Genomic DNA, 21,911 nt, shown 5'->3' with positions numbered 1-21,911 from the left:
TTCACGCTGGTCCGCGCCGTGACGCTCGCTGGCGCAGGCGGCTAGAATGCCGCATGCTCCCGACCGGCGGCGCACGACGACACGTGCCGTGGCAATTCCCGCGGCCGCCCGAGGCATCGCCCCCTTGACGCCACGGCCGCCATTCGCGCACCCCGCGGTCCGCTTACCCGAATTCCTTCGTATTGCATGAAGCCTGCCATTCGCCTGACCGCCTCCGCCACCAGCGCCCTGCCGCGCTGGCTGCTGCTGACCATCTGCATCATCTTCGCTTCGTTTGGCCTGTTCGGCCGCGACCCGTGGAAGAACGAGGATGCGGCCGGCTTCGGCGTGATGTGGACGATGGCCGGCGGCACCGCGCACGACTGGCTGATGCCGAACCTCGTCGGCAAATACATCACCGCCAATGGCCCGCTTGGCTACTGGCTCGGCGCCATCTGCATCCGCGTGTTCGCCCCTTGGGTGGACGCGAGCAACGCGGCCCGCGTGGCCACCGGCGTGCTGTTCTGCAGCGCGTGTGCCTTCGTCTGGTACGGCGCCTATCTACTCGGCCGGCGCCCTGAAGTGCAGCCGTTCAAATATGCGTTTGGCGGCGAGCCCGAGCCGCGCGACTACGGCCGCACGCTCGGCGACGGCGCCCTGCTCATCCTGCTCGCCTGTTTCGGTCTCGCCGAGCGCGGCCACGAAACCACGCCGCAATTGATGCAGTTCATGGGCATCGCCATGCTGGTGTACGGCCTCGTACGCGCCATCGACAAGCCCATTCAAGGCGCGCTCTGGTGGGGCCTCGCCCTCGGCGTGGTGATGCTTTCGAGCGGGCCCGTGCTGGTGGCCGCGCTGCTCATCGGCACGCTCGTCATGCTCGTTTTCGCGCCCGAGACGCGCTCGCGCTGGCTGCTCGTGGCCGGCTTGCCGGTCGCGCTCGTGGTGTCGCTCTCCTGGCCGATCGCCACCCTGCATCTCTACCCCACCGATGGCGTATGGTTCCTCGACCAGTGGGCACGCACGAGCGTCAATACCTTCGCGGGCCCGCCGGGCTCGGTGCTGCGCTACGCGGCGAAGAACCTGCCGCTCTTCACATGGCCAGCCTGGCCGCTCGCCATCTGGGCCTGGATGAGCTGGGCGGGGCTGCGGCGCGCACCGCATGTCGCGATTCCGCTCTCGGTCATCGTGCCGCTGCTGATCCTCGTGATCGTGCAGAGCCACGAGACCAACCTGCTCTTCATGCTCGTATTGCCCGCACTCTCGGTGCTCGCGACCTTCGCGCTGCCCACGCTCAAGCGCGGAACGATCAACGCAATCGACTGGTTCGCGGTGCTGAGCTTCACGATACTCGGCACCTTCGTGTGGCTCGTCTGGCTCGCCAGCATGACCGGCTTCCCGGCGCCGCTCGCGCGCAACCTCGCGCGCCTCGTGCCCGGTTACGTGCCACAGTTCAAGATTCTGTCGTTCGTGTGCGCGGTGGCCGTGACCGTGTGCTGGATCACGCTCGCGCACTGGCGCGTCGCGCGGCACCCGAAGGTGCTCTGGCGCAGTGTCGTGCTGTCGAGCGGCGGCACCACGCTGATGTGGGTCCTGCTGATGACGCTCTGGCTGCCGGTCGTCAACTACAGCCGGACCTACAAGGACGTCGCGCAGCAGATCGCCACGCATCTGCCAGACGACTACCAGTGCATTTCACCCGTGCGCCTCGGCGACGCGCAAATCGCCACCTTCGCGTATTTCGGCAAGATGCATTTCTCCTTCAACGACGACTGCGATGTGATCCTGCGCCAGGACACGCAGGATTACGGCGAGCCGAGCCCAATGTCGAACTTCGTGTGGAAGCTCGTCTGGGAAGGCCGCCGCGTGGCCGACCGCGACGAGCGCTTCCGCCTCTACGTGCGCATCGACCGGCCGCAGCCGCCGCTGAAGAAACGCATCTGGCGCAAGCGTCCCGACTGAGGCCCCGGTGACGACGACCTTCGTCGGCGACATCCGGCGCATCGCTGCGCTCGCCTGGCCGGTGCTGGTCGGCCAGCTCGCGATCATCGCGTTCGGGGTGATCGACACCGCGATGGTGGGCCGCTATTCGGCGCTCGATCTGGCGGCGCTGGGGCTGGGTTCGTCGATCTATGTTTCGGTCTATATCGGCCTGACCGGGATACTCACCGCGCTTCAACCCGTCGCCGCGCAGCTCTACGGCGCGCGCAAGGACGTCGAGATCGGCCTCGAAGTGCGCCAGGCCCTTTGGCTCGCGTTCGCACTGATGGTGATCGGCTTCGCGATCCTGTACTTTCCCGGCCCGCTGCTGGACCTCGCGCGTCCGCCCGAGGCGCTGCGCGAGCGCACCGTCGCCTATCTCAGGCTGCTTTCGTTCGGGCTGCCCGCGAGCCTCGCGTTCCGCATCTACAGCTCGCTGGCCAACGCAGTGAGCCGGCCGCGCCTCGTCATGTTCCTGCAGGTGGCCGCGCTCGCCATCAAGGTGCCGCTGAACACCTGGCTCATTTTCGGCGGCCTCGGTGTGCCCCCGCTGGGCGGCCCGGGCTGTGCGCTCGCGAGCACCGCGATCAACTGGGCACTCGCCGTGTGCGCCGCCATCGCGCTCACGCGCATCGACGTATTCGCGCCCTTCGAAATCTTCAAGCACTTCTGCTGGCCCGAATGGAAGCGTCAGGCCGAACTGCTCAAGCTCGGCATTCCGATGGGGCTCTCGTATCTCATCGAGGTGACGTCGTACACCTTCATGGCCATCTTCATCGCGCGCCTCGGCACGACGACGCTCGCCGGCCATCAGATCGCCGGGAACGTGGGCGCGGTGCTCTACATGACGCCGCTCTCGATCGGCGTGGCGACTTCGACGCTGGTTGCCCAGGCGCTGGGCGGCGCACGCCCCGCCGAAGCGCGCACGCTCGCTCGCCATGGCGTGATGACCGCGGTGGCGATCGCGTGCTGCTACGGTGCGATCGTGCTGGTGCTGCGGCCGCTCCTGATGATGGGCTATACGCCGGACCCGGCAGTCGCCGTGGCGGCGATGCCGCTCGTGGCGATCGTCACGCTTTATCACGTGTTCGACGCCCTGCAGATCACCACAGCATTCGCGCTGCGCGCCTACAAGGTCGCTGTGGTGCCCACGGTGATCTATGCCATTGCACTGTGGGGTGTGGGCCTCGGCGGCGGCTATGCGCTCGGCTTCAACGTACCCGGCACCCTGCCCGAATGGGCCACAGGCGCGCGCGGCTTCTGGATCGCCAATACGGCCAGCCTCGCGATCGCCGGCATTGGACTCGTGGTCTATCTTTCGCTGGTCAGCAACTGGCATCTGCGCGCGAAGGTATGAAACCTGCCGCCGGGCAACTGTTGAAGCAGATGCCCGGTCTTGGCAGTTAGTTGCAAATCAACCCGCTTCTTCGCTTGCGAATCCATAACCACGCGCGGCCTCGACGGTCTGCGCGGCGTGATATGACGAACGCACGAGTGGCCCTGCCACCACCTCGCTGAATCCCATCGCGAGCCCTGCCTCGCGCAGCGCCGCAAACGCGTCCGGGTGCACATAGCGACGTACCGGAAGGTGATAGCGCGATGGCGCGAGATACTGCCCAATCGTCAATACTTCCACGCCGTGCTCGCGCAAGTCGTGCATGGTCGCGTGCAGTTCGGCGTCGGTCTCGCCCAGCCCCACCATGAGCCCCGATTTCGTGACCAGCGTCTCATGCGCAGCCTTTGCGCGCGCAAGCAGTTCGAGCGAACCGCGATAGTCGGCACCGGGCCGCGCCGCCCGGTACAGCGACGGCACGGTCTCGACGTTGTGATTGAACACATCGGGCCAAGCCGCCGAGAGCGCCTCTAGCGCACGATCGATGCGCCCGCGAAAGTCAGGCGTCAGCACCTCGACGCCGATGCCCGGCACGCGATCGCGCACACCGGCGATGCAGCGCGCGAAATGCGCCGCGCCGCCATCGCGCAAGTCGTCCCGGTCCACCGAGGTGATCACCACGTGACGCAGTCCGAGGGCCGCGACCGCCGCCGCGAGGTGCACGGGCTCATCTTCGTCGAGCGGCGCGGGCCGCCCATGCGCAACGTCGCAAAACGGACAGCGCCGCGTGCACAATCCACCCATGATCATGAACGTGGCCGTGCGTTGCGCGAAGCACTCGCCGATGTTCGGGCACATCGCCTCCTCGCACACCGAATGCAAGCGGTGTTCGCGCAGCACAGCGGCCACCTCCGCAACCGTCGTGCTCATGAGCGGACGCGCGCGCAGCCAGGGCGGCTTGGGCAGCGCCGCGCCCTCGTCCGCCGGCACGATCTTCACGGGAATGCGCGCGAGCTTCTCGCGGCTACGCAAGCCATGCTGGCCAAGCGCGGTGTCGCCGGATGCGCCCGGCGATCGAGCGTCCGCGTGCGCCGCTTCAATCGTGACGGCGTTCATGGTCAGCCTCCCGTCTCGAAGAAGGCCTTGAGCACGCGGTTGACCTCCGCGGCGGCCTCCATCTGCACCATGTGCCCCTTGCCCGCGATCACTTCGACGCGCACCCCGGGCGACAAGCCTTGTGCGTGCTTGACCGGAATGATCTGGTCGGTCTCGCCCCAGATCACCAGCACCTTCGGCGCGAGCGTCGAAAGCCGGTCGCGGAACACGCGTCGCTGCGCGCCGCCTTCGAAGGCCTGCGCCGAGATCATCCTCAGCGCGTCCTGCACCCCTTCGAGCCGCTTGTACTTCACGAGGTCCTCCACGAGCTGGCGCGTGACCAGTGCGGGATCGGCGAACAGCTTCACCACATGCGGCTTGAGCGCGTTGCGGTTTGCCGCCGCGACGAAGCCTTCGATATACGCGTCGTCGATCTCATCTCCGAGCCCCGCGCTTGCGATCAGCGCTAGCGAAGCGACCCGCGCCGGCACGCGTTCGGCCACCGTCATCGCGACCGCGCCGCCCAGCGAATGCCCGACCAGATGCGCACGCCCGATCTTCTGCGCGTCGAAGAAGTCGACCACGCTCTGCGCGAGTTCATCGAGCGCCCCGCTCTCCACCGCCTTGCCCGATTCGCCGTGTCCCGGCAGATCGAGCGCCCACACGGTGCGCTCCGTGGCCAGATCGGCATGATTGAAGAGCCAGTTGTTGAGGTCGCCGCCGAAGCCGTGGATCAGCACGACGGGCGTGCCGTCGCCCTCGCCCAGCTTCAGATAGCGCAGGGTGCGCCCGCCGATCTGCGCCTTCTCCGGCTGCGGGCCGGCATCGGCATCGCCGGCCTTCGCGGGCACGAAATCGCGCTGGAATTCGGCCACCGCCGCATCTATTTCGGCATCCGAATCTTCAACGCCCGCCACCACGCCGAGCAGCGCGCCCACCGGCAAGGTATCGCCTTCCTGCGCGATCTGCCTCCGCAGCACGCCATCGAATGCGCACTCGACGCCCGACGCGATCTTGTCGGACTCGACGTCGAGCAATTCCTCCCCTTTGGAAACCTTGTCGCCGAGCGACTTGAGCCAGCCATTCACCTGGCCCTGCTCCATCGAAAGGCCCCACTTGGGCATCGTGATCATGTGAATCGGCATGACTTCAGCTCCTTGCCGCGTGCACGGCATCGGCGATCTGCTGCGCCGAGGGAATGTAAAGGTCTTCGAGCGGGGCCGCGAACGGCACCGGTGTATGCGGCGCAGTCACCATGCCGACCGGCGCCTTGAGATCGCGGAATGCCTTGTTCGCCACGAGCGCCGCAATGTCGGTCGCGATCGAGCAGCGCGGGTTCGCCTCGTCGACGACCACGACGCGGCCCGTGCGGCTCACGCTCTCCAGAATCGTGTCCTCATCGAGTGGCGACGTCGTGCGCAGATCGATCACATCGGCTTCGATGCCGTCTTTCGCGAGTTGTTGCGCCGCATCGAGCGCGTAGTGGACCATGCGCCCATAGGTGACGATGGTGACGTCGTCGCCGTCGCGTGCGATGTTGGCTTCGCCGAACGGAATCGAGTACGACTCTTCCGGCACCTCGCCTTCCATCGTGTAGAGCAGCTTGTGCTCGCAGAAGATCACCGGGTCATTGTCGCGGATGGCCTCGATCATGAGGCCCTTCGCGTCATATGGCGTGGCCGGGCACACGACCTTGAGGCCGGGAATATGCGTGAACAACGACGTGAGCATTTGCGAGTGCTGTGCGGCCGCGCGCAGGCCCGCGCCGTACATCGTGCGGATCACCACTGGCGTGACCGCCTTGCCGCCGAACATGTAGCGGAACTTCGCCGCCTGGTTGAAGATCTGGTCGAAGCACACGCCCATGAAGTCGATGAACATCAACTCCGCCACCGGCCGCATGCCGCATGCCGCCGCGCCCACCGCCGCGCCGATGAAGCCGCCCTCCGAGAGCGGCGTGTCGAGCACGCGCCCCGGAAACTTGCCATAGAGGCCCTTCGTCACGCCGAGCACGCCGCCCCATGCGTCCTGCTCGCCGGGCGAACCCGCGCCGCCCGCGTTGTCCTCGCCCATCACGATCACGCTCTCGTCGCGCGCCATCTCTTGGGCGAGCGCTTCGTTGATCGCCTGCGAATAGGTGATTTTCCGTGCCATTTCCGTCTCCTTGATCTGGAATCCTGATTACATGAGCAAGCCGCGCTCAGGGATAAGACACGTACACGTCGGTGAGCAGCGCTTCGGGGGCCGGTAACGGCGCGGCCTTGGCCTTCGCCACGGCATCGTCGATCAGAGCCTTCACTTCGGCGTCCACCTTGCGCAAGTCGTCGGTGCTTGCGAGCTCCGCGCGCACCACGCGCTCTTCGAAGCGCTTGAGGCAGTCCTTTTCCTCGCGCAGCTTCTGCACCTCGCCAGGTGCGCGATAGGTCTGCGCATCACCTTCGAAGTGGCCAAAATAGCGCGAGAGTTTCATTTCGATGAGCGTCGGGCCGCCACCGTTGCGCGCCCGCGCTACCGCTTCGCCCAGCGCCTCGTGCACCGCAAAGAAGTCGAAGCCATCGACGATCACGCCCGGCATGCCGAAGCCGTTGGCGCGGTCCGCGATGTTGTCCGCCGCGACCGACCACGTGGACGAGGTCGCTTCCGCATAGCCATTGTTCTCGGCGACGAAAATCACGGGCAGACGCCACACCGAAGCGAGATTCATCGACTCGAAGATCACGCCCTGGTTCGAAGCGCCATCGCCGAAAAAGCACACGCCCACGCCGCCGGTTTTCTTTTGCTTCGCGGCGAGCGCCGCGCCGCATGTGAGCGGGCCGCCGGCGCCAACGATGCCGTTCGCGCCCAGCATGCCCTTCGAGAGGTCGGCGATGTGCATCGAGCCGCCCTTGCCGCGGCACGAACCCGTGGCGCGGCCATAGATCTCAGCCATCATCTCGCGCACGTCCACGCCCTTCGCGATGCAATGGCCGTGGCCACGGTGCGTGGTGGCGACGTAATCGTTGTCGTTCAGATGGCTCATGGTGCCGACGGCGGACGCCTCCTCGCCCGCATACAAATGCACGAAGCCCGGGATCTCGCCCGTCGCAAATTCGACGTGCAAGCGCTCCTCGAACTCGCGGATCGTGCGCATCGAGCGATACGCCGCGAGCAACTGCTCCTTGTTCAACGTGACAGACATGGTTGTCTCCTGTCGAATTGTGATGACCACGGTGGTGATGCCTGCTGTTTCCGAAACGAACTGGGTGGCGGAATGACTCCTTGATTGATGAAAGTTCGGGGAAATCCAATAAAGCACGCGCTATCCCGGCGCCACGCGCAACAACTGATGCGAGGCCGCGTAACGCAGGGTGCGTGCAACGTCCACGGTCAACGGCCCATCCCAGTCGAGCGCGATTTCGTAGCGGTCGCCGCGCGCCGGTTCGATCTCGCGCTCGCCGTCGAAGGCGAGCGTGCCGTGATTCGCGTCGAGCGGCAGCGCCATGCCCACTTCGAGCCGTTGGCAGGTGCGCATCGCCAGTCGCTCGATGCGCCCCGGCGCGATGGGCGCGAGGAGCGGCACGCCTTCGCCCTCGCCGCCTTGCGTGGAAGCCCGTGCAAAGGTCATATGCAGGCCGTGCGCGGCGTCGCGCCCGACCGGCGCCCATGCACCGCCGATCGACGCGAGCCCGATGCCGTCGGGCGGCGCAAAGGCGAGGAATAACGATTCGATATCCGAACTATCCGAAATCGCACGCGCGCCGATAAATGGCTGACGCGATACGCAGATGTCGACCAGCGCGATCTCCTCGCGCCCGCGATTCGGCCCTTCGACGCACCGCGCGACGAGGCGCTTGTTGCGTGCAAGCGCAGTTTCGGCCGGCACGGCGCCGGTGGCGACGAGCGCGCCCGCGAGACCCGCAACCGTAGCTTCGCGCAACTCGGGAAAAGCGTTGTTGGTGCCGGTCGAGAGCGCGAGCAACGGCGTATCGCCACAATGCGCGGCAACCGCGCGATGCGTGCCGTCGCCGCCTAGCACAGCGATCAGTGCGACCCGCTCGCGAACCATGTGCACGACGCCCGTGTGCGTGTCGGCCACGCTCTCGCTGATCGGCAAATCGACGAACTCCACAGCGGGCCAGCATTCATGCCGAGCCACGGCCGCATGGGTTTCGAGCGCGCGCAGCACGAGCGCGGCCACGCCGGTGCGGTCACGCAGCGTGAGCACGCGCTCGACGCCCAGCGCGCCAAGCCCCGCGAGCAGACGCACGACCATGTTGGCCTTTTCCGCAGTCGGAAAGACCGAGGCGTGCGTGGTTAGACGGCGGATGTCGCGTCCCGAAGCGGGGTTCGCGATCACGCCTACGGTCACCGGCATCGTCACGAGCGTTGTCTCCTATGTGGAGGCGCATGCAGGCGCCTCTATTGGCGTGATGCTCTGCAAGCGCTGTGCCAACGCGTTCGAATAAGCGCCGATGTCCTGCCGAATGCCGTATTTATTGGCTTTGCGGTCGCGCTGAAGCCCCATCAGCACGATCGTTCACGGCCCGCACGGCGTCTCAGTCGCGACGGGGCGTGCGCGCTCCGCGAGACAAAGGCGGCCTCCGGCGCCCGTGGCAAGACTCGCCCAGCCCCGCACAGCAAGCCTCGAGCCTTGTCTCACGATCGTGTCGCCGTCTCCTGAGACAATCGTCTCGGTCGTCTCGCATGCTGCGCTGCGGTGTGATCGCACGCCGCAGATGTGCTACAAAAAGACTACCGTTGACCTGTCCGAGCGCCGACGCCCTGCATCAGTAATCGCCTGGAATCGCCCATGCCCTACGCACTCGCGCCCACCCGCCACGCCGAACGCGTGCGCGGCGCCGTCGAAGGCCGGCTGCCCGCGCCGAACGACTCGCCGCGCCTCGTTTCGTCCTGGCAGCGCTCGTTCGAGCGTTATCAGCTCGATCCGGGCTCGGTGATCGGTCCGCGCGTGCTGAGCGCAGCCGAGCTGCGCGAAATCCGCGATCGTGAAGAAGCCTTCCTGCGCGCCTCCGGCCAATGCCTCACGCGTCTGCACGAGACCGTGCGCGACGCCGACTATTGCGTCATGCTCACCGACGCGCACGGCGTCACCATCGACTACCGCATCGACCGCGAGCGCCGCAACCACTTCAAGCATGCGGGGCTCTATATCGGCTCGTGCTGGTCGGAGAGCGAGGAAGGCACGTGCGGCATCGCGAGTGTGCTCACCGATCTCGCGCCTATCACGGTGCACAAAACCGACCACTTCCGCGCCGCATTCACGACGCTCACGTGCAGCGCCGCGCCAATCTTCGCGCCGGGCGGCGAGCTGATCGGCGTGCTCGACGCCTCTGCCGTGCAGTCGCCCGACAACCGCGACAGCCAGCGCATCGTCAACCAACTGGTGCGCCAGAGCGCGACGCTCATCGAAGACGGCTATTTCCTGCATCGCACCGCCGCATGCTGGATTCTTTTCGGACACCAGAACCGCAACTACGTCGAGGCTCAGCCCGAGCTGCTGATCGCCTTCGACGAGAACGGCAACGTAGCCGCCGCGAACCGCCGCGCGCGCGAATGCATTCCGGGGCTCGACGGGCCGCGCCATATCGATGAGATCTTCGATTCGTCCCACGTGCAGCTGCGCGATATTGGCCGTATCGAGGCCATTGCGGCGCTGCGCCTGCGCGCAAACGGCGCCATGCTCTACGCGCGCATTCGCGCGCCGCTCGGGCGCACCGGGTTCCCGGGCGCCGCGCGCGCATCATCGCCGGCCGTGCACGGTGCCACGCCGCTGCGCAACGCGCGTGCCGAAGACGCGCGCGACCACGGCGCGCTGGGCCCATTCCTGCGCAGCGCGGATACGCGCGTCGCCGAAAACGCGCGTATCGCACAATGCGTGGCGGGCAAGCGTTTGCCGGTTCTGCTGCTTGGCGAAACGGGCGCGGGCAAGGAAGTGTTCGCGCGGGCGATCCACGACGCGGGGCCGCGCCGCAATCGGCCTTTCGTCGCCGTGAACTGCGGTGCGCTGCCGGAATCGCTGATCGAGAGCGAACTCTTTGGCTACGCGCCGGGCGCGTTCACTGGCGCGCGGCGTCACGGCGCGCGCGGCAAGATCGCCATGGCCGATGGCGGCACGCTCTTTCTCGACGAAATCGGCGACATGCCGCTCGCGCTGCAGACGCGCCTCTTGCGCGTGCTCGCAGAAGGCGAGGTGCTGCCGCTCGGGGGCGAAACGCCCACGCACGTCGACCTCGAAGTCATCTGCGCGACCCACCGCGATCTCGCGCAAATGGCCGCTTCAGGCATGTTTCGCGAAGACCTGTACTACCGGCTCTGCGGCGCGGTACTCGTGTTGCCGCCGCTGCGCGAGCGTCGAGATATCGCAGCACTCATCGAATCGGTGTTCGCAGAAGAGGCGCAGGCGGCCGGCCGCCCGCTCGCGCTCGACGCCAATCTCGCCACGCGGCTTGCGGCGTTCGCCTGGCCCGGCAACCTGCGCCAGTTGCGCAACGCCATGCGCTACGCATGCGCGGTGTGCGATACGGTGCGCGTCGAGGCACGGCACCTGAGCAGCGACCTCGCGGCGCAACTGGCCGCGACCGTCGACCCCGCCAGCAACAAGGCGAGCATCCTGGCAAACGGCCCGGCTAACGCCCCGGCAAACAGCGCGGAAAACAGCAGCGACGACGAACGCTCGCGCATCATCGCAGCGCTCACCGCACATCGCTGGCGTCCCAATGCCGCCGCGGCGGCGCTAGGCATCTCGCGCGCAACGCTCTATCGGCGCATTGCGAAGCTCGGCATCGTCGGGCCGCATCGCGCCTGAAGCACGCGGCAAGCGCCATCCCGGTCGCCGTCGAATTGCACAGAAGTATTAAATATTGTGCGGCGCGATTGTATTGCCACGAAACGGTGGGTATAAATCGAGCGCGTCCCGTCCACGGATACGCCAACTGCCTTATCCTTGTAGCGCAGCACTACATGCTCGATGCGTCGTCCGTTCCCGGCTAACCGAAATGCCCTCAATGGAGTGATTGCCATGCTCAAGAAGTTAATGATGCTGTTCCTCGCACTGGGTCTGTCGCTGTCTGCCGCACTGGCGGCGGCCGTCGAAGTCAACACCGCTGATCAAGCCACGCTCGAATCCGTCAAGGGCATTGGTCCTGCCCACTCCAAGGCGATCATCGACGAGCGCACCAAGAACGGGCCCTTCAAGGACGCCGACGATCTCGTGAACCGCGTCAAGGGCATCGGTCCGAAGTCGGTGCAGAACCTCGAAGCCGCGGGCCTCACGATCAACGGCTCGTCGGCGCCGCCGGCCGGCAAGAGCGCCACGACGTCCAAGAGCAGCAAGAGCGCCGCTCCCGCTGCAACTGCTGCCGCCGGCACCACGCCCAATCCGATGACGACCTCGCAGACGCCCGCTGCCACGACCGCGCCGCAAGCCGCGTCGGATGCGGGCGCAAGCAAGTCGAAGCACAAGAGCAAGAAAGACAAGACAGCCGCTGGAGCAAGCGCGCCTGAAGCGGGATCCGCCGCTGCGGCGCCGGGCACTGCTTCGAACACCTCGGCGAAGAAGCCCAGGAAGTCGAAGAAGAGCAAGGCCGCTTCCGACGCGGCGGCTTCGGGTGCATGATTCGCGTACCGGATCTGGATTCCGGGTTTCGGTTTTCCGGCCGCGTCCCCCGCCGCGGCCATCATTCAGAGAGATTGTCATGAGCCTGCTAGATACACTCGGTTCCCTGCTCGGTTCCTCGTCGCAGCAACAAGGCGGCGGTGGTCAAGCCCAACTCCTCGCCGTCGCGATGGAATTCATCAACAACCAGCCGGGCGGACTGAACGGCCTGATCCAGAAGTTCCAGCAAGGCGGTCTCGGCGATGTCGTGCAGTCGTGGGTCAGCAACGGCGAAAACCAGGCGGTTTCGCCGGATCAACTCCACAACGCACTGGGTTCCGATGTAGTTTCGGGCCTCGCGCAAAAGGTCGGCATGCAGCCCGACCAGGTCAGCGGCCTGCTCGCGCAAGTGCTGCCGCACGTGATCAACGCCGGCACGCCAAACGGTGAAGTGCCGGCCGGCGGCCAGATCAATGCCGAGAGCGTGCTGGGCACCCTGGGTGGCCTCGCTTCGCTGCTTGGCGGCGGGAGCAAGCAGACATAAGCTGTCGCGCACCACACGGAAAAAAGGGCAACGGAAAAAGCTCCGTTGCCCTTTTTGTTTGCGGCTGCGCGTGCTTTCCGGCACGCGCTTCGCGCAGAGTGAATCGCGCCTTAGTGCACGACGCGTTCGAACACGAACTTGCCGTCCTCGACATTGACCGGAATCACATCCTTCGGCCCGAACTTGCCCGCGAGAATCAGCTTGGCGACCGGATTTTCGATCTCCTGCTGGATCGCGCGCTTGAGCGGGCGTGCGCCGAACAGCGGGTCGTAACCGACCTCGGCGATCTTGGCGAGCGCCTCGTCCGACACCACCAGTTCCATATCGAGTTTCCCCAGACGCTCCTGCAGGCGCTGCAACTGGATCTTCGCGATCGACTCGATATTCGAGCGGTCGAGCGCATGGAACACCACGACTTCGTCGATCCGGTTCAGGAACTCAGGCCGGAACTGCTGCTTCACTTCGTTCCAGACAGCTTCCCTCACCGCTTCCTGCGGCTCGCCCGTCATCGACTGGATGAGGTGCGAGCCGAGGTTCGACGTCATCACGATCACCGTGTTCTTGAAGTCGACGGTACGTCCCTGGCCATCGGTCATGCGCCCATCGTCGAGCACCTGCAGCAGCACGTTGAACACATCCGGATGCGCCTTCTCGACTTCATCGAGCAGGATCACGCTATACGGCTTGCGGCGCACGGCCTCGGTCAAATAGCCGCCCTCCTCGTAGCCCACGTATCCCGGCGGCGCACCGATCAAACGCGCGACGCTGTGCTTCTCCATGAACTCGCTCATGTCGATGCGGATCAGATGATCCTCCGAATCGAACAGAAAGCCAGCGAGCGCCTTGCACACTTCGGTCTTGCCCACGCCCGTCGGTCCGAGGAACAGGAACGAGCCATAAGGCTTGTTCGGGTCCGCAAGACCGGCACGCGAGCGGCGGATCGCATCGGCCACGGCGTTGATCGCCTCGTCCTGACCCACTACGCGCTCATGCAGCTTGTCTTCGATCAGCAGCAGCTTTTCGCGCTCGCCCTGCATCATGCGCGAGACCGGAATGCCCGTCGAACGCGATACGACCTCGGCGATTTCCTCGGCACCCACCTGAGTGCGCAGCAACCGCCGGCGCGCCGGATTGTTCTGCTCGTCCGCCTCGGCCTGCGTGACCTGCTTCAGTTGCGCCTCGAGTTGCGGAAGCTTGCCGTACTGCAATTCGGCAACCTTCTCCAGCTTGCCCTCGCGCTGGAACTTCGTGATCTCAGCACGCACGCGGTCGATCTCTTCCTTGATCTGCGCACTGCCCTGCACCGCCGCTTTCTCGGCAGTCCAAATCTCTTCGAGGTCCTTATATTCGAGGCTCAGGCGGTCGATCTCTTCCTCGATCAGCTGCAGACGCTTTTGCGACGCTTCATCCTTTTCCTTCTTGACGGCTTCGCGCTCGATCTTCAGCTGAATGAGACGACGGTCGAGCTTGTCCATCTCTTCGGGCTTCGAATCGATTTCCATCTTGATCTTCGAAGCGGCTTCGTCGATCAGGTCGATGGCCTTGTCCGGCAAGAAACGATCGGTGATGTAGCGATGCGAGAGCTCCGCCGCCGCGACGATCGCCGGGTCGGTGATTTCCACGCCGTGGTGCAGCTCGTACTTCTCCTGCAGACCGCGCAGGATCGCGATGGTCGCCTCGACTGACGGTTCATCGACGAGCACCTTCTGGAAGCGGCGCTCGAGCGCGGCATCCTTTTCGATGTACTTGCGATATTCGTCGAGCGTGGTCGCGCCGATGCAGTGCAGCTCGCCGCGCGAAAGCGCCGGCTTGAGCATGTTGCCCGCATCCATCGCGCCTTCGGCCTTGCCGGCGCCCACCATCGTATGAATCTCGTCGATGAAAACGATGGTCTGGCCTTCGTCCTTCGCGATGTCGTTGAGCACGGCCTTCAGGCGTTCTTCGAACTCGCCGCGATACTTCGCGCCCGCGAGCAGCGCCGCCATGTCGAGCGAGAGCACGCGCTTGCCCTTGAGCGTCTCAGGCACTTCGCCGTTGACGATGCGCTGCGCGAGGCCTTCGACAATGGCCGTCTTGCCCACGCCCGGCTCGCCGATCAGCACCGGGTTGTTCTTGGTGCGGCGTTGCAGGATCTGGATCGAGCGGCGGATTTCGTCGTCGCGGCCGATCACGGGATCGAGCTTGCCCGCGCGTGCACGCTCGGTCAGGTCGACGGTGTACTTCTTGAGCGCTTCGCGCTGGCTCTCGGCGTCCTGGCTATGGACCTGCGCGCCGCCGCGCACCGCGACGATCGCCGCCTCGAGCGCCTTGCGCGTGAGGCCGTTCTTGCGCGCGATCTGGCCCGCGTCGCCCTTGTCCTCGGCGACTGCCAGCAAGAACATTTCGCTCGCGATATAGGTGTCGTTGAGCTTCTGCGCTTCCTTGTCGGCCTGATTCAGCAGACCTGTGAGCTCGCGGCCGACCTGCACATTGCCGTCGGTGCCCTGCACCTGCGGCAAGCGGTTGATGGCGTCATTGAGCGCGTTCTGCAGTGCCTGAACCTGCACGCCTGCACGCGACATGAGCGAGCGCGCCGAGCCGTCCTGTTGCGCGACGAGCGCCGCCAGCAGGTGGACCGGTTCGATGTATTGATTGTCGTGGCCGACGGCGAGGCTTTGTGCGTCGGAAAGCGCTTCCTGGAACTTGGTGGTGAGTTTATCGACTCTCATTTGAAACGAGACCTCCAGTTTTTTTAACTGTCACCAAATCTGAGGGGTGTTGTGCCGGTTTCAAGCACGCGCCGCGTAATTTTTTCCGATTTTTTTTGTCCGGCCTGAGCGAGCGACCGCGCCGGCTTGCGGCGAAACGGCCGGCCGGCGCGGTAGGCCGATGCGCCTCTGTGAGGATAGACGCTAAGCGAGGGAAACGGCGTGCGCGAGCGTCGGAGTCGCAGCGTTTCGAGTCTCAATGGGCCTCAGTGGGCCTCAGCGGAGCCCTGATGAGCCTCAGTGCTCGCCCGGCGGCGCATGGCGCGGGGTGCGCGCGCGTGGCATCAGGATAACGGGGGCGAGGCCCAGCAAGCCAGTCAGTTCCCCGGCGGGCTGCGCCAGTTCGCCGATGGTATGCCGGTCCAGTTCGGCAAGGAACGCGTCGCGCGCCGCCGCGAGCGCGTGCTTGAGCCGGCATTGTGGCTCAATGACGCAGCTTCGGCGCTCACCGTGCTCGTCCGGGAAGCATCCGACCAGTGCAAAATCGCTCTCGGTCTGCCGCACCACCGCACCGACGCTCAATTCGAGCGAATTCGGCCCGAGCCGCAGGCCGCCGTTACGCCCACGGATGGTATCGACCCAGCCCAGCTCGCCAAGACGCTGCACCACCTTCATCAGATGATTCTTCGAAATGCCGTAGGCATCCGAGATCTCCTGGATGGTCGAAAGCCCGTCGCGACGCAGCGCGAGATAAAGCATCACGCGCAGCGAATAATCGGTGTAGTCGGTCAGTCTCATGGTGCCAGGCTGTAAGTGGGCGCGCGAGCGCGGAAAACCATACGATAACATGCTAGTCGCATGCACTTTTTTGATCGCCTGGGTATTATGAGCGCTTCGATCAGCACTTCGCAAAATCATTCGTTGCGTGGCGGCTCCGCGCCCCGCCCCCCGGCTTTCGACATGACGCACTCCGACACCAGCGCCGCGCCCCTGCGGCACACCGCCCCCACCGAAGACAACATCCGCGAGCTCGTCTACGCGTTCTACGAGCGCGTGCGCGCGGACGCCCTGCTCGGCCCTGTTTTCGAGGGCGTGCTCGCTGGCCGCTGGGACGAGCATCTGCCGAAAATGTGCCGTTTCTGGTCAAGCCTCGTGCTCGGCACGAAGACTTACCGCGGCAATGTGCAGCAGGCGCACGACCCCGTGCCGGGCGTCGAGCCCAAGCATTTCAGCCACTGGCTTTATCTGTTTCTCGACACGGTTCAGGCGCGTTACGAAGCCGCCGCGGCCGTGCAGTTCATGGAGCCCGCGCTGCGCATCGCGCAAAGTCTGCAACTGAGCCGCTTCGGCTGGGATTACGTGATTCCGCCCGAACAGCAGGCCCTGCTCGATTCGATCGCACCTCGCCGCCGTCCGGCGGAGCATGGCCACGATCTGCCCACTCGCCCGACTGGTGAGCCGTTTCCGGCCAAATTCGTGGGCCGTTCGATGGACGAAGACGAAACCGCTCGCTCCCACTGAACCGCCAGTCATGTGTGTCCGCAGGTAGCTATCCCGCGATCGGCGGCGCGCTCAGGCTTCCTTCGCCGCATTCGTCGACGTCACGCCCCAGCGCGCGAGCGCCTGATCGTCACTCTCGCGTGCATCGACCCAGCGCGCGCCCTCCCCGGTCTCTTCTTTCTTCCAGAAAGGCGCTTCGGATTTCAGGTAATCCATTACGAACTCGCACGAGGCGAACGCATCGCCGCGATGCTTCGAGGTCGTCGCCACCAGCACGATCTGGTCGAGCGGCGCGAGCTTGCCCACCCGATGGATGATCAGCACTTCGATGCCGGGCCAGCGCCGCTGCGCTTCGGCGACGATGCCCTCCAGCGCCTTCTCGGTCATGCCCGGATAATGCTCGAGCTCCATGCCCGCGACCGTGCTGCCGTCATTGATGTCGCGCACGGTCCCGACGAAGCACGCCACCGCGCCAATCGCCGGGTTGCTCGCACGCAGTTGCGCAACTTCGGTCGTCAGGTCGAAATCCCCGGTCTGGACACGTACTGGCATGGCCGCTCTCCTCGTCGTCCTGGTCGTTTTGATGAATCAACCGCCCGTGACCGGCGGGAAAAACGCCACTTCACAGCCATCGGTGATGCGCGTGGCCGGATCGGTCATCACATGGTTGCAGGCCATGCGCAGCGCACGCCCCTCCGCCAGCGTTTCCGCCCAGACGCCGCCGCGCGCGCGCAGCCAGCCGCGCACGTCGCCCACCGTGACGATGCCCTCGGGCAGAGTGACGGCCTCGTCGGCCACACCCAGCGCCTCGCGCACACTCGCAAAGAATTTCAACCGGATCTTCATCGGATAACGCTCAACTCAATACAGCAGTTCGGTGAAAGGAATGAAACGCACGGTCTCGCCCGCGCTGATCTCATGATTCGGCGGATTGTCGATCAAGCCGTCGCCCCATACGGTCGAGGTCAGCACCGCCGAGCTCTGGTTCGCGAACAGGTCGAGGCCGCCCGCCGGATTCACGCGCGCGCGCAGGAATTCGTTGCGGCGATCGGCCTTGGCCTGCGTGAAATCGGCGCGCAGCGAGAGCGCGCGCGGGCTCACGTGGGTCGCGCCGGAAAGGCGCAGCAGGAACGGCCGCACGAACAGCAGGAAGGTGACGAAGCTCGACACCGGATTGCCCGGCAGCCCGATGAAGAACGCCTCATCGGCGGCAGCCTGCGCCCCGCCCTGAGGCCGGCGCACCGCGCCGAACGCCAGCGGCTTGCCCGGCTTCATCGCAATCTGCCACATGTTGATGTGCCCTTCGGCCTCCACCGCCGGCCTCACGTGGTCTTCCTCGCCCACGGAAACGCCGCCCGAGGTCAGGATCAGGTCGTGCTTCGCGGCGGCCTCGCGCAGCGTCGCGCGAGTGACGTCGAGCCGGTCCGGCACGATGCCGTAGTCGGTGACTTCGCAGCCCAGGTTGCGCAACAAGCCGGTCAGGGTGAAGCGGTTCGAGTTGTAGATCGCGCCCGGCCGGAGCGGCTCGCCCGGCATGGTCAGCTCGTCGCCGGTGAAGAACACCGCCACTTTCACGCGGCGCGCGACCGTGAGCGTCGCGCAGCCCACCGACGCCGCCAGCCCGAGCGCCGCCGGCGTGAGCCGCGTGCCCGCGGGCAGGATCACCGAGCCCTTCTTGATATCGGCGCCCTGAGCGGTGATCCACTCGCCTGCCTTCGGCGCATGGAGGATCGTCACTTCGCCGTCGGCCGTTTCGGTCTGCTCCTGCATCACCACGGCATCGGCGCCCGGAGGCACCGTCGCGCCCGTGAAAATGCGCGCCGCCGTGCCTGCCGCGAGCGGCTGCGGCGCATGCCCGGCGGGCACCCGCTGCGAGACCGGCAGCCGGCGGCTGCCCTGCGCGAGATCGGCCACGCGCACCGCGTAACCGTCCATCGCGCTCGTGTGCATCGGCGGCACGTCGAGCGGCGAGACGACCTCGACCGCCAGCACGCGATTGAGCGCGTCGAAGGTCGACAGCGTCTCGGTGGCGCTGCCGGGCGCGGCATCGGTCAGGGGCCGGGCGGCGGCCAGCAAGGTGGCGAGCGCGTCGGCGGTCGAGAGCATCGGCGCACGCGGCGCGGGCGCGGCGTTAGCGGAGGATGGCGATTGAGGCGTGGACATTGGCGGGAATGTTGGGCTTGACTGGACGCCGCGTGCTGCGTCTTCGACAGAAGTGGTCTGTCGATATTGTAGCGGCGAGGACGCGGCATTGCGCCGCTACGCTTTATGCCACGGATTTGCAGCACCCCGGCCGCGAGCGCGACCAGGGTTCACGGCCCTCGGCAGGCCGCTTGGCAGACCATCAAAGCCCCGTATGAGCGGCGATGTAGTCCTTCACGCGCTGGGCATCGGCCGGCATGACTTCGAAGCGCTGCGGCAGCGCCTCCAGACCTTCGAACGCCGCCGGGCGCTCGGCCTCGCGATCGAGCGCCTCGCGGATCGTCTCGCCGAACTTCACCGGCTGCGCGGTTTCGAGCACGATCATCGGCACGCCCGGCTGCAAGTGCTCGCGCGCGACCTTCACGCCGTCCGCGGTGTGCGTGTCGATCATGGTCTGATAGCGCGCATACACGTCGCGGATCGTGGCGATGCGGTCGTCGTGGCTGCTGCGCCCCGACACGAAGCCGAATTGCTGCACGCGCACGAAGTCGCCGCTGGCGGCGAGATCGAAGCCGCCCTTTTCCTCGACGTCGCGGAACAGTTGCGTCACGCGCGCCGGATCGCGGCCGAGCAGGTCATAGACGAAGCGCTCGAAGTTCGACGCCTTCGAGATGTCCATGCTCGGGCTGGTCGTGTGATACGTCTCGGCCGAGCCGCGCACGCGATAGATGCCCGTGCGGAAGAACTCGTCGAGCACGTCGTTCTCGTTGGTGGCGACCACGAGCTTCTCGATCGGCAGGCCCATCATGCGCGCGATATGGCCCGCGCAGACATTGCCGAAGTTGCCCGAGGGCACCGTGAACGAGACGCGCTCGTCGTTGCTCTTCGTGGCCGCGAAGTAGCCTGCGAAGTAGTAGACGACCTGGGCCACGACGCGTGCCCAGTTGATCGAATTGACCGTGCCGATCTTCTGCTGCGCCTTGTACGCGTGGTCGTTCGAGACAGCCTTGACGATGTCCTGGCAGTCGTCGAACACGCCTTCCACCGCGAGATTGAAGATGTTCGGGTCCTGCAGGCTGAACATCTGCGCGGTCTGGAACGCGCTCATCTTCTTGTGCGGCGAGAGCATGAACACACGCACGCCCTTCTTGCCGCGCATCGCATATTCGGCGGCGCTGCCGGTGTCGCCGGAAGTCGCGCCGAGAATGTTCAGCTGCTGCCCCGCCTTCGCGAGCGCGTACTCGAACAGGTTGCCGAGCAGCTGCATCGCCATGTCCTTGAACGCGAGCGTCGGGCCGTTCGAGAGTTCGAGCAGCGAGAGCTGCGCGCCGTTTTCCTCGCCGAGCGTGGTGAGCGGCGTGATCTTGCTCGCGTCCTCGCCATGGCGCACGTTGCAGTACGTGGCGGCGGTATAGGTGCGGCGCGTCAGGTCGCGCAGGTCCTCGGCGGGAATGTCGTCGCTGAACTTCGAGAGAACCTCGAATGCGAGGTCCGCGTACGAGAGGCCGCGCCAGCGCGCGAGTTCTTCCTGGCTGATCCGCGGGTATTCAGCCGGCAGATACAGGCCGCCGTCGCGTGCGAGGCCGCCCAGCAGAATGTCGGAAAACGAGTGATGCTCGCCGGCACCCGCGCCGCGCGTCGATACGTAGTTCATTGCCTTTGCCTTATTCAGCGCTTCAGTTCAGTCCTTCCATGCGCAGCTTCGTCACCGACGACTTCACGGTCGCCAGCTTCTCCACCTGCGCAATCGCCGCGTTGACAAGCTTCTCGACCGTCTCATGCGTGATCAGGATGATGTCGGTTTCCGCCTTGCCCTGCGCGTCGACCTGCTCCGATTCCTTCTGCAACAGCGCGTCGATCGAAATGCCGCTGTCCGCAAGGATGCGCGTGATGTCGGCCATCACGCCGGTCTGGTCGGCCACGCGCAAACGCAGGTAGTAGCCGCTCGTGACTTCGTCGATCGGCAAGATCGGCGTGTTCGAGAGGCTGTCCGGCTGGAACGCCAGATGCGGCACACGGTGCTCAGGGTCGGCCGTATGCAGGCGCGTGACGTCCACGAGATCGGCGACCACGGCCGAGGCCGTCGGCTCCGAACCCGCGCCCTTGCCGTAGTAGAGCGTCGTGCCCACGGCGTCGCCGTGCACGACCACCGCGTTCATCGCGCCTTCGACGTTCGCGAGCAGGCGCTTGGCCGGGATCAGCGTGGGATGCGTGCGCAATTCGATGCCCTTTTCCGTGCGGCGCGCGATGCCGAGCAGCTTGATGCGGTAGCCGAGTTCTTCCGCGTACTTTATGTCGATGGCGTCGAGCTTGCTGATGCCTTCCACGTATGCCTTGTCGAACTGCACGGGCACGCCGAACGCGATCGCGCTCATGATCGTCGCCTTGTGCGCGGCGTCCACGCCTTCGATGTCGAAGGTCGGATCGGCTTCGGCGTAGCCCAGTTCCTGCGCGCCCTTCAATGCGGTCGCGAAGTCGAGGCCGCGCTCGCGCATTTCCGAGAGGATGTAGTTCGTGGTGCCGTTGATGATGCCGGCGATGTATTCGATGCGGTTGGCCGTGAGGCCTTCGCGCAGCGCCTTGATGATGGGAATGCCGCCCGCGACCGCCGCCTCGAACGCGACCATCACGCCCTTGGCGCGCGCCGCTTCGAAGATCTCGGTGCCATGGACCGCCAGCAGGGCCTTGTTCGCGGTGACCACGTGCTTGCCGTTGGCGATGGCGCGCAGCACGAGGTCCTTCGCGACGCCCGTGCCGCCGATCATTTCAGCGATGATCGAAATCGACGGGTCGTCGACGACCGCGTTGAAGTCGCTCGTGAGTTCGACCGTGCCGCCTTCGGCGCCGAGCGCCGCCGTGGCCTTGGCCGGGTTGCGCACGGCGATGCGCGCGACCTCGATGCCGCGGCCCGCGCGGCGTTTGATTTCTTCCTGGTTGCGGCGCAGTACCGTGAAGGTGCCGCTGCCTACCGTGCCGAAGCCCAAGAGACCTACTTTGATCGGTTCCATGCAGCGTGTGTTCGTCCAAGTGTTTAAAAGGAAAAGCGGTTGCGCCGCG

The 21,911-nt window shown here is 65.8% G+C and carries 18 protein-coding genes; 6 read left to right on the top strand and 12 right to left on the bottom strand.

Going from position 1 to position 21,911, the window contains the following annotated elements; translation table 11 throughout:
• Window positions 1–186: 186 nt before the first annotated feature.
• Window positions 187–1,941 (top strand): ArnT family glycosyltransferase, encoded by a 1,755-nt coding sequence (locus PWP93_RS05170; RefSeq protein ID WP_421043710.1) that lies wholly within the window; start codon window positions 187–189, stop codon window positions 1,939–1,941.
• A 7-nt stretch (window positions 1,942–1,948) separates the two neighbouring features.
• A complete protein-coding gene (locus PWP93_RS05165; protein WP_421043709.1) occupies window positions 1,949–3,316 on the top strand; it encodes an MATE family efflux transporter in 1,368 nt (455 codons plus the stop codon).
• A 57-nt stretch (window positions 3,317–3,373) separates the two neighbouring features.
• Here PWP93_RS05165 and lipA read toward each other — a convergent pair whose 3' ends face one another.
• The 5 genes from lipA to PWP93_RS05140 all read right to left on the bottom strand — a co-directional run bounded on the left by lipA (window position 3,374) and on the right by PWP93_RS05140 (window position 8,747).
• Window positions 3,374–4,408 carry a lipoyl synthase gene (gene lipA, locus PWP93_RS05160; RefSeq protein WP_421043708.1) on the bottom strand — a complete coding sequence of 345 codons (1,035 nt, stop codon included), beginning with the start codon at window positions 4,406–4,408 and terminating at the stop codon, window positions 3,374–3,376.
• A gap of 2 nt (window positions 4,409–4,410) precedes the next feature.
• Window positions 4,411–5,532, bottom strand: a complete 1,122-nt coding sequence (locus PWP93_RS05155) for an acetoin dehydrogenase dihydrolipoyllysine-residue acetyltransferase subunit (RefSeq protein WP_421043707.1) — start codon at window positions 5,530–5,532, stop codon at window positions 4,411–4,413.
• 4 nt (window positions 5,533–5,536) lie between these two features.
• Window positions 5,537–6,541 (bottom strand): alpha-ketoacid dehydrogenase subunit beta, encoded by a 1,005-nt coding sequence (locus tag PWP93_RS05150; protein ID WP_421043706.1) that lies wholly within the window; start codon window positions 6,539–6,541, stop codon window positions 5,537–5,539.
• A 46-nt stretch (window positions 6,542–6,587) separates the two neighbouring features.
• Window positions 6,588–7,565 (bottom strand): thiamine pyrophosphate-dependent dehydrogenase E1 component subunit alpha, encoded by a 978-nt coding sequence (locus PWP93_RS05145; RefSeq protein WP_421024074.1) that lies wholly within the window; start codon window positions 7,563–7,565, stop codon window positions 6,588–6,590.
• A gap of 120 nt (window positions 7,566–7,685) precedes the next feature.
• Entirely contained in the window at window positions 7,686–8,747 is a 1,062-nt protein-coding gene (locus PWP93_RS05140; protein WP_421043705.1) for an ATP-NAD kinase family protein, read from the bottom strand.
• A gap of 429 nt (window positions 8,748–9,176) precedes the next feature.
• Between PWP93_RS05140 and PWP93_RS05135 the strand changes: the two genes are divergently transcribed.
• From PWP93_RS05135 to PWP93_RS05125, 3 genes are all read left to right on the top strand, one after another.
• Window positions 9,177–11,192 (top strand): sigma-54-dependent Fis family transcriptional regulator, encoded by a 2,016-nt coding sequence (locus PWP93_RS05135; RefSeq protein ID WP_421043704.1) that lies wholly within the window; start codon window positions 9,177–9,179, stop codon window positions 11,190–11,192.
• A gap of 213 nt (window positions 11,193–11,405) precedes the next feature.
• Window positions 11,406–12,002: a ComEA family DNA-binding protein gene (locus tag PWP93_RS05130; RefSeq protein ID WP_421043703.1), complete on the top strand. Its 597-nt coding sequence runs from the start codon at window positions 11,406–11,408 to the stop codon at window positions 12,000–12,002.
• A 79-nt stretch (window positions 12,003–12,081) separates the two neighbouring features.
• On the top strand, window positions 12,082–12,525 hold the full coding sequence (locus PWP93_RS05125; protein ID WP_421043702.1) for a YidB family protein: 444 nt from the start codon (window positions 12,082–12,084) through the stop codon (window positions 12,523–12,525).
• A gap of 110 nt (window positions 12,526–12,635) precedes the next feature.
• On the opposite strand, the gene clpB is transcribed toward PWP93_RS05125, so the two are convergent.
• Complete coding sequence (gene clpB, locus PWP93_RS05120) at window positions 12,636–15,233, bottom strand: ATP-dependent chaperone ClpB (protein ID WP_421024079.1); 2,598 nt, start codon at window positions 15,231–15,233, stop codon at window positions 12,636–12,638.
• A gap of 276 nt (window positions 15,234–15,509) precedes the next feature.
• A complete protein-coding gene (locus PWP93_RS05115; RefSeq protein ID WP_421024080.1) occupies window positions 15,510–16,010 on the bottom strand; it encodes an Rrf2 family transcriptional regulator in 501 nt (166 codons plus the stop codon).
• 162 nt (window positions 16,011–16,172) lie between these two features.
• Between PWP93_RS05115 and PWP93_RS05110 the strand changes: the two genes are divergently transcribed.
• Window positions 16,173–16,733 (top strand): group III truncated hemoglobin, encoded by a 561-nt coding sequence (locus PWP93_RS05110; RefSeq protein WP_421043701.1) that lies wholly within the window; start codon window positions 16,173–16,175, stop codon window positions 16,731–16,733.
• Window positions 16,734–16,784: 51 nt separating this feature from the next.
• Here PWP93_RS05110 and PWP93_RS05105 read toward each other — a convergent pair whose 3' ends face one another.
• The 5 genes from PWP93_RS05105 to PWP93_RS05085 all read right to left on the bottom strand — a co-directional run bounded on the left by PWP93_RS05105 (window position 16,785) and on the right by PWP93_RS05085 (window position 21,862).
• Window positions 16,785–17,264 (bottom strand): molybdenum cofactor biosynthesis protein MoaE, encoded by a 480-nt coding sequence (locus PWP93_RS05105; RefSeq protein ID WP_421043700.1) that lies wholly within the window; start codon window positions 17,262–17,264, stop codon window positions 16,785–16,787.
• Between the two features lie 36 nt (window positions 17,265–17,300).
• A complete protein-coding gene (gene moaD / locus PWP93_RS05100) occupies window positions 17,301–17,558 on the bottom strand; it encodes a molybdopterin converting factor subunit 1 (protein WP_421043699.1) in 258 nt (85 codons plus the stop codon).
• 15 nt (window positions 17,559–17,573) lie between these two features.
• Complete coding sequence (gene glp, locus PWP93_RS05095) at window positions 17,574–18,818, bottom strand: gephyrin-like molybdotransferase Glp (protein WP_421045012.1); 1,245 nt, start codon at window positions 18,816–18,818, stop codon at window positions 17,574–17,576.
• A gap of 238 nt (window positions 18,819–19,056) precedes the next feature.
• Window positions 19,057–20,508 (bottom strand): threonine synthase, encoded by a 1,452-nt coding sequence (thrC, locus tag PWP93_RS05090; RefSeq protein WP_421043698.1) that lies wholly within the window; start codon window positions 20,506–20,508, stop codon window positions 19,057–19,059.
• Between the two features lie 22 nt (window positions 20,509–20,530).
• The gene (locus PWP93_RS05085; protein ID WP_421043697.1) at window positions 20,531–21,862 is read right to left on the bottom strand and encodes a homoserine dehydrogenase; all 1,332 of its coding nucleotides are present in this window, start codon (window positions 21,860–21,862) and stop codon (window positions 20,531–20,533) included.
• Window positions 21,863–21,911 lie beyond the last annotated feature (49 nt).

It is taken from the genome of Paraburkholderia sp. A1RI-2L (assembly GCF_048957375.1).
GTDB lineage: Bacteria > Pseudomonadota > Gammaproteobacteria > Burkholderiales > Burkholderiaceae > Paraburkholderia.
This window is presented reverse-complemented; position numbering and strand designations above follow the sequence as displayed.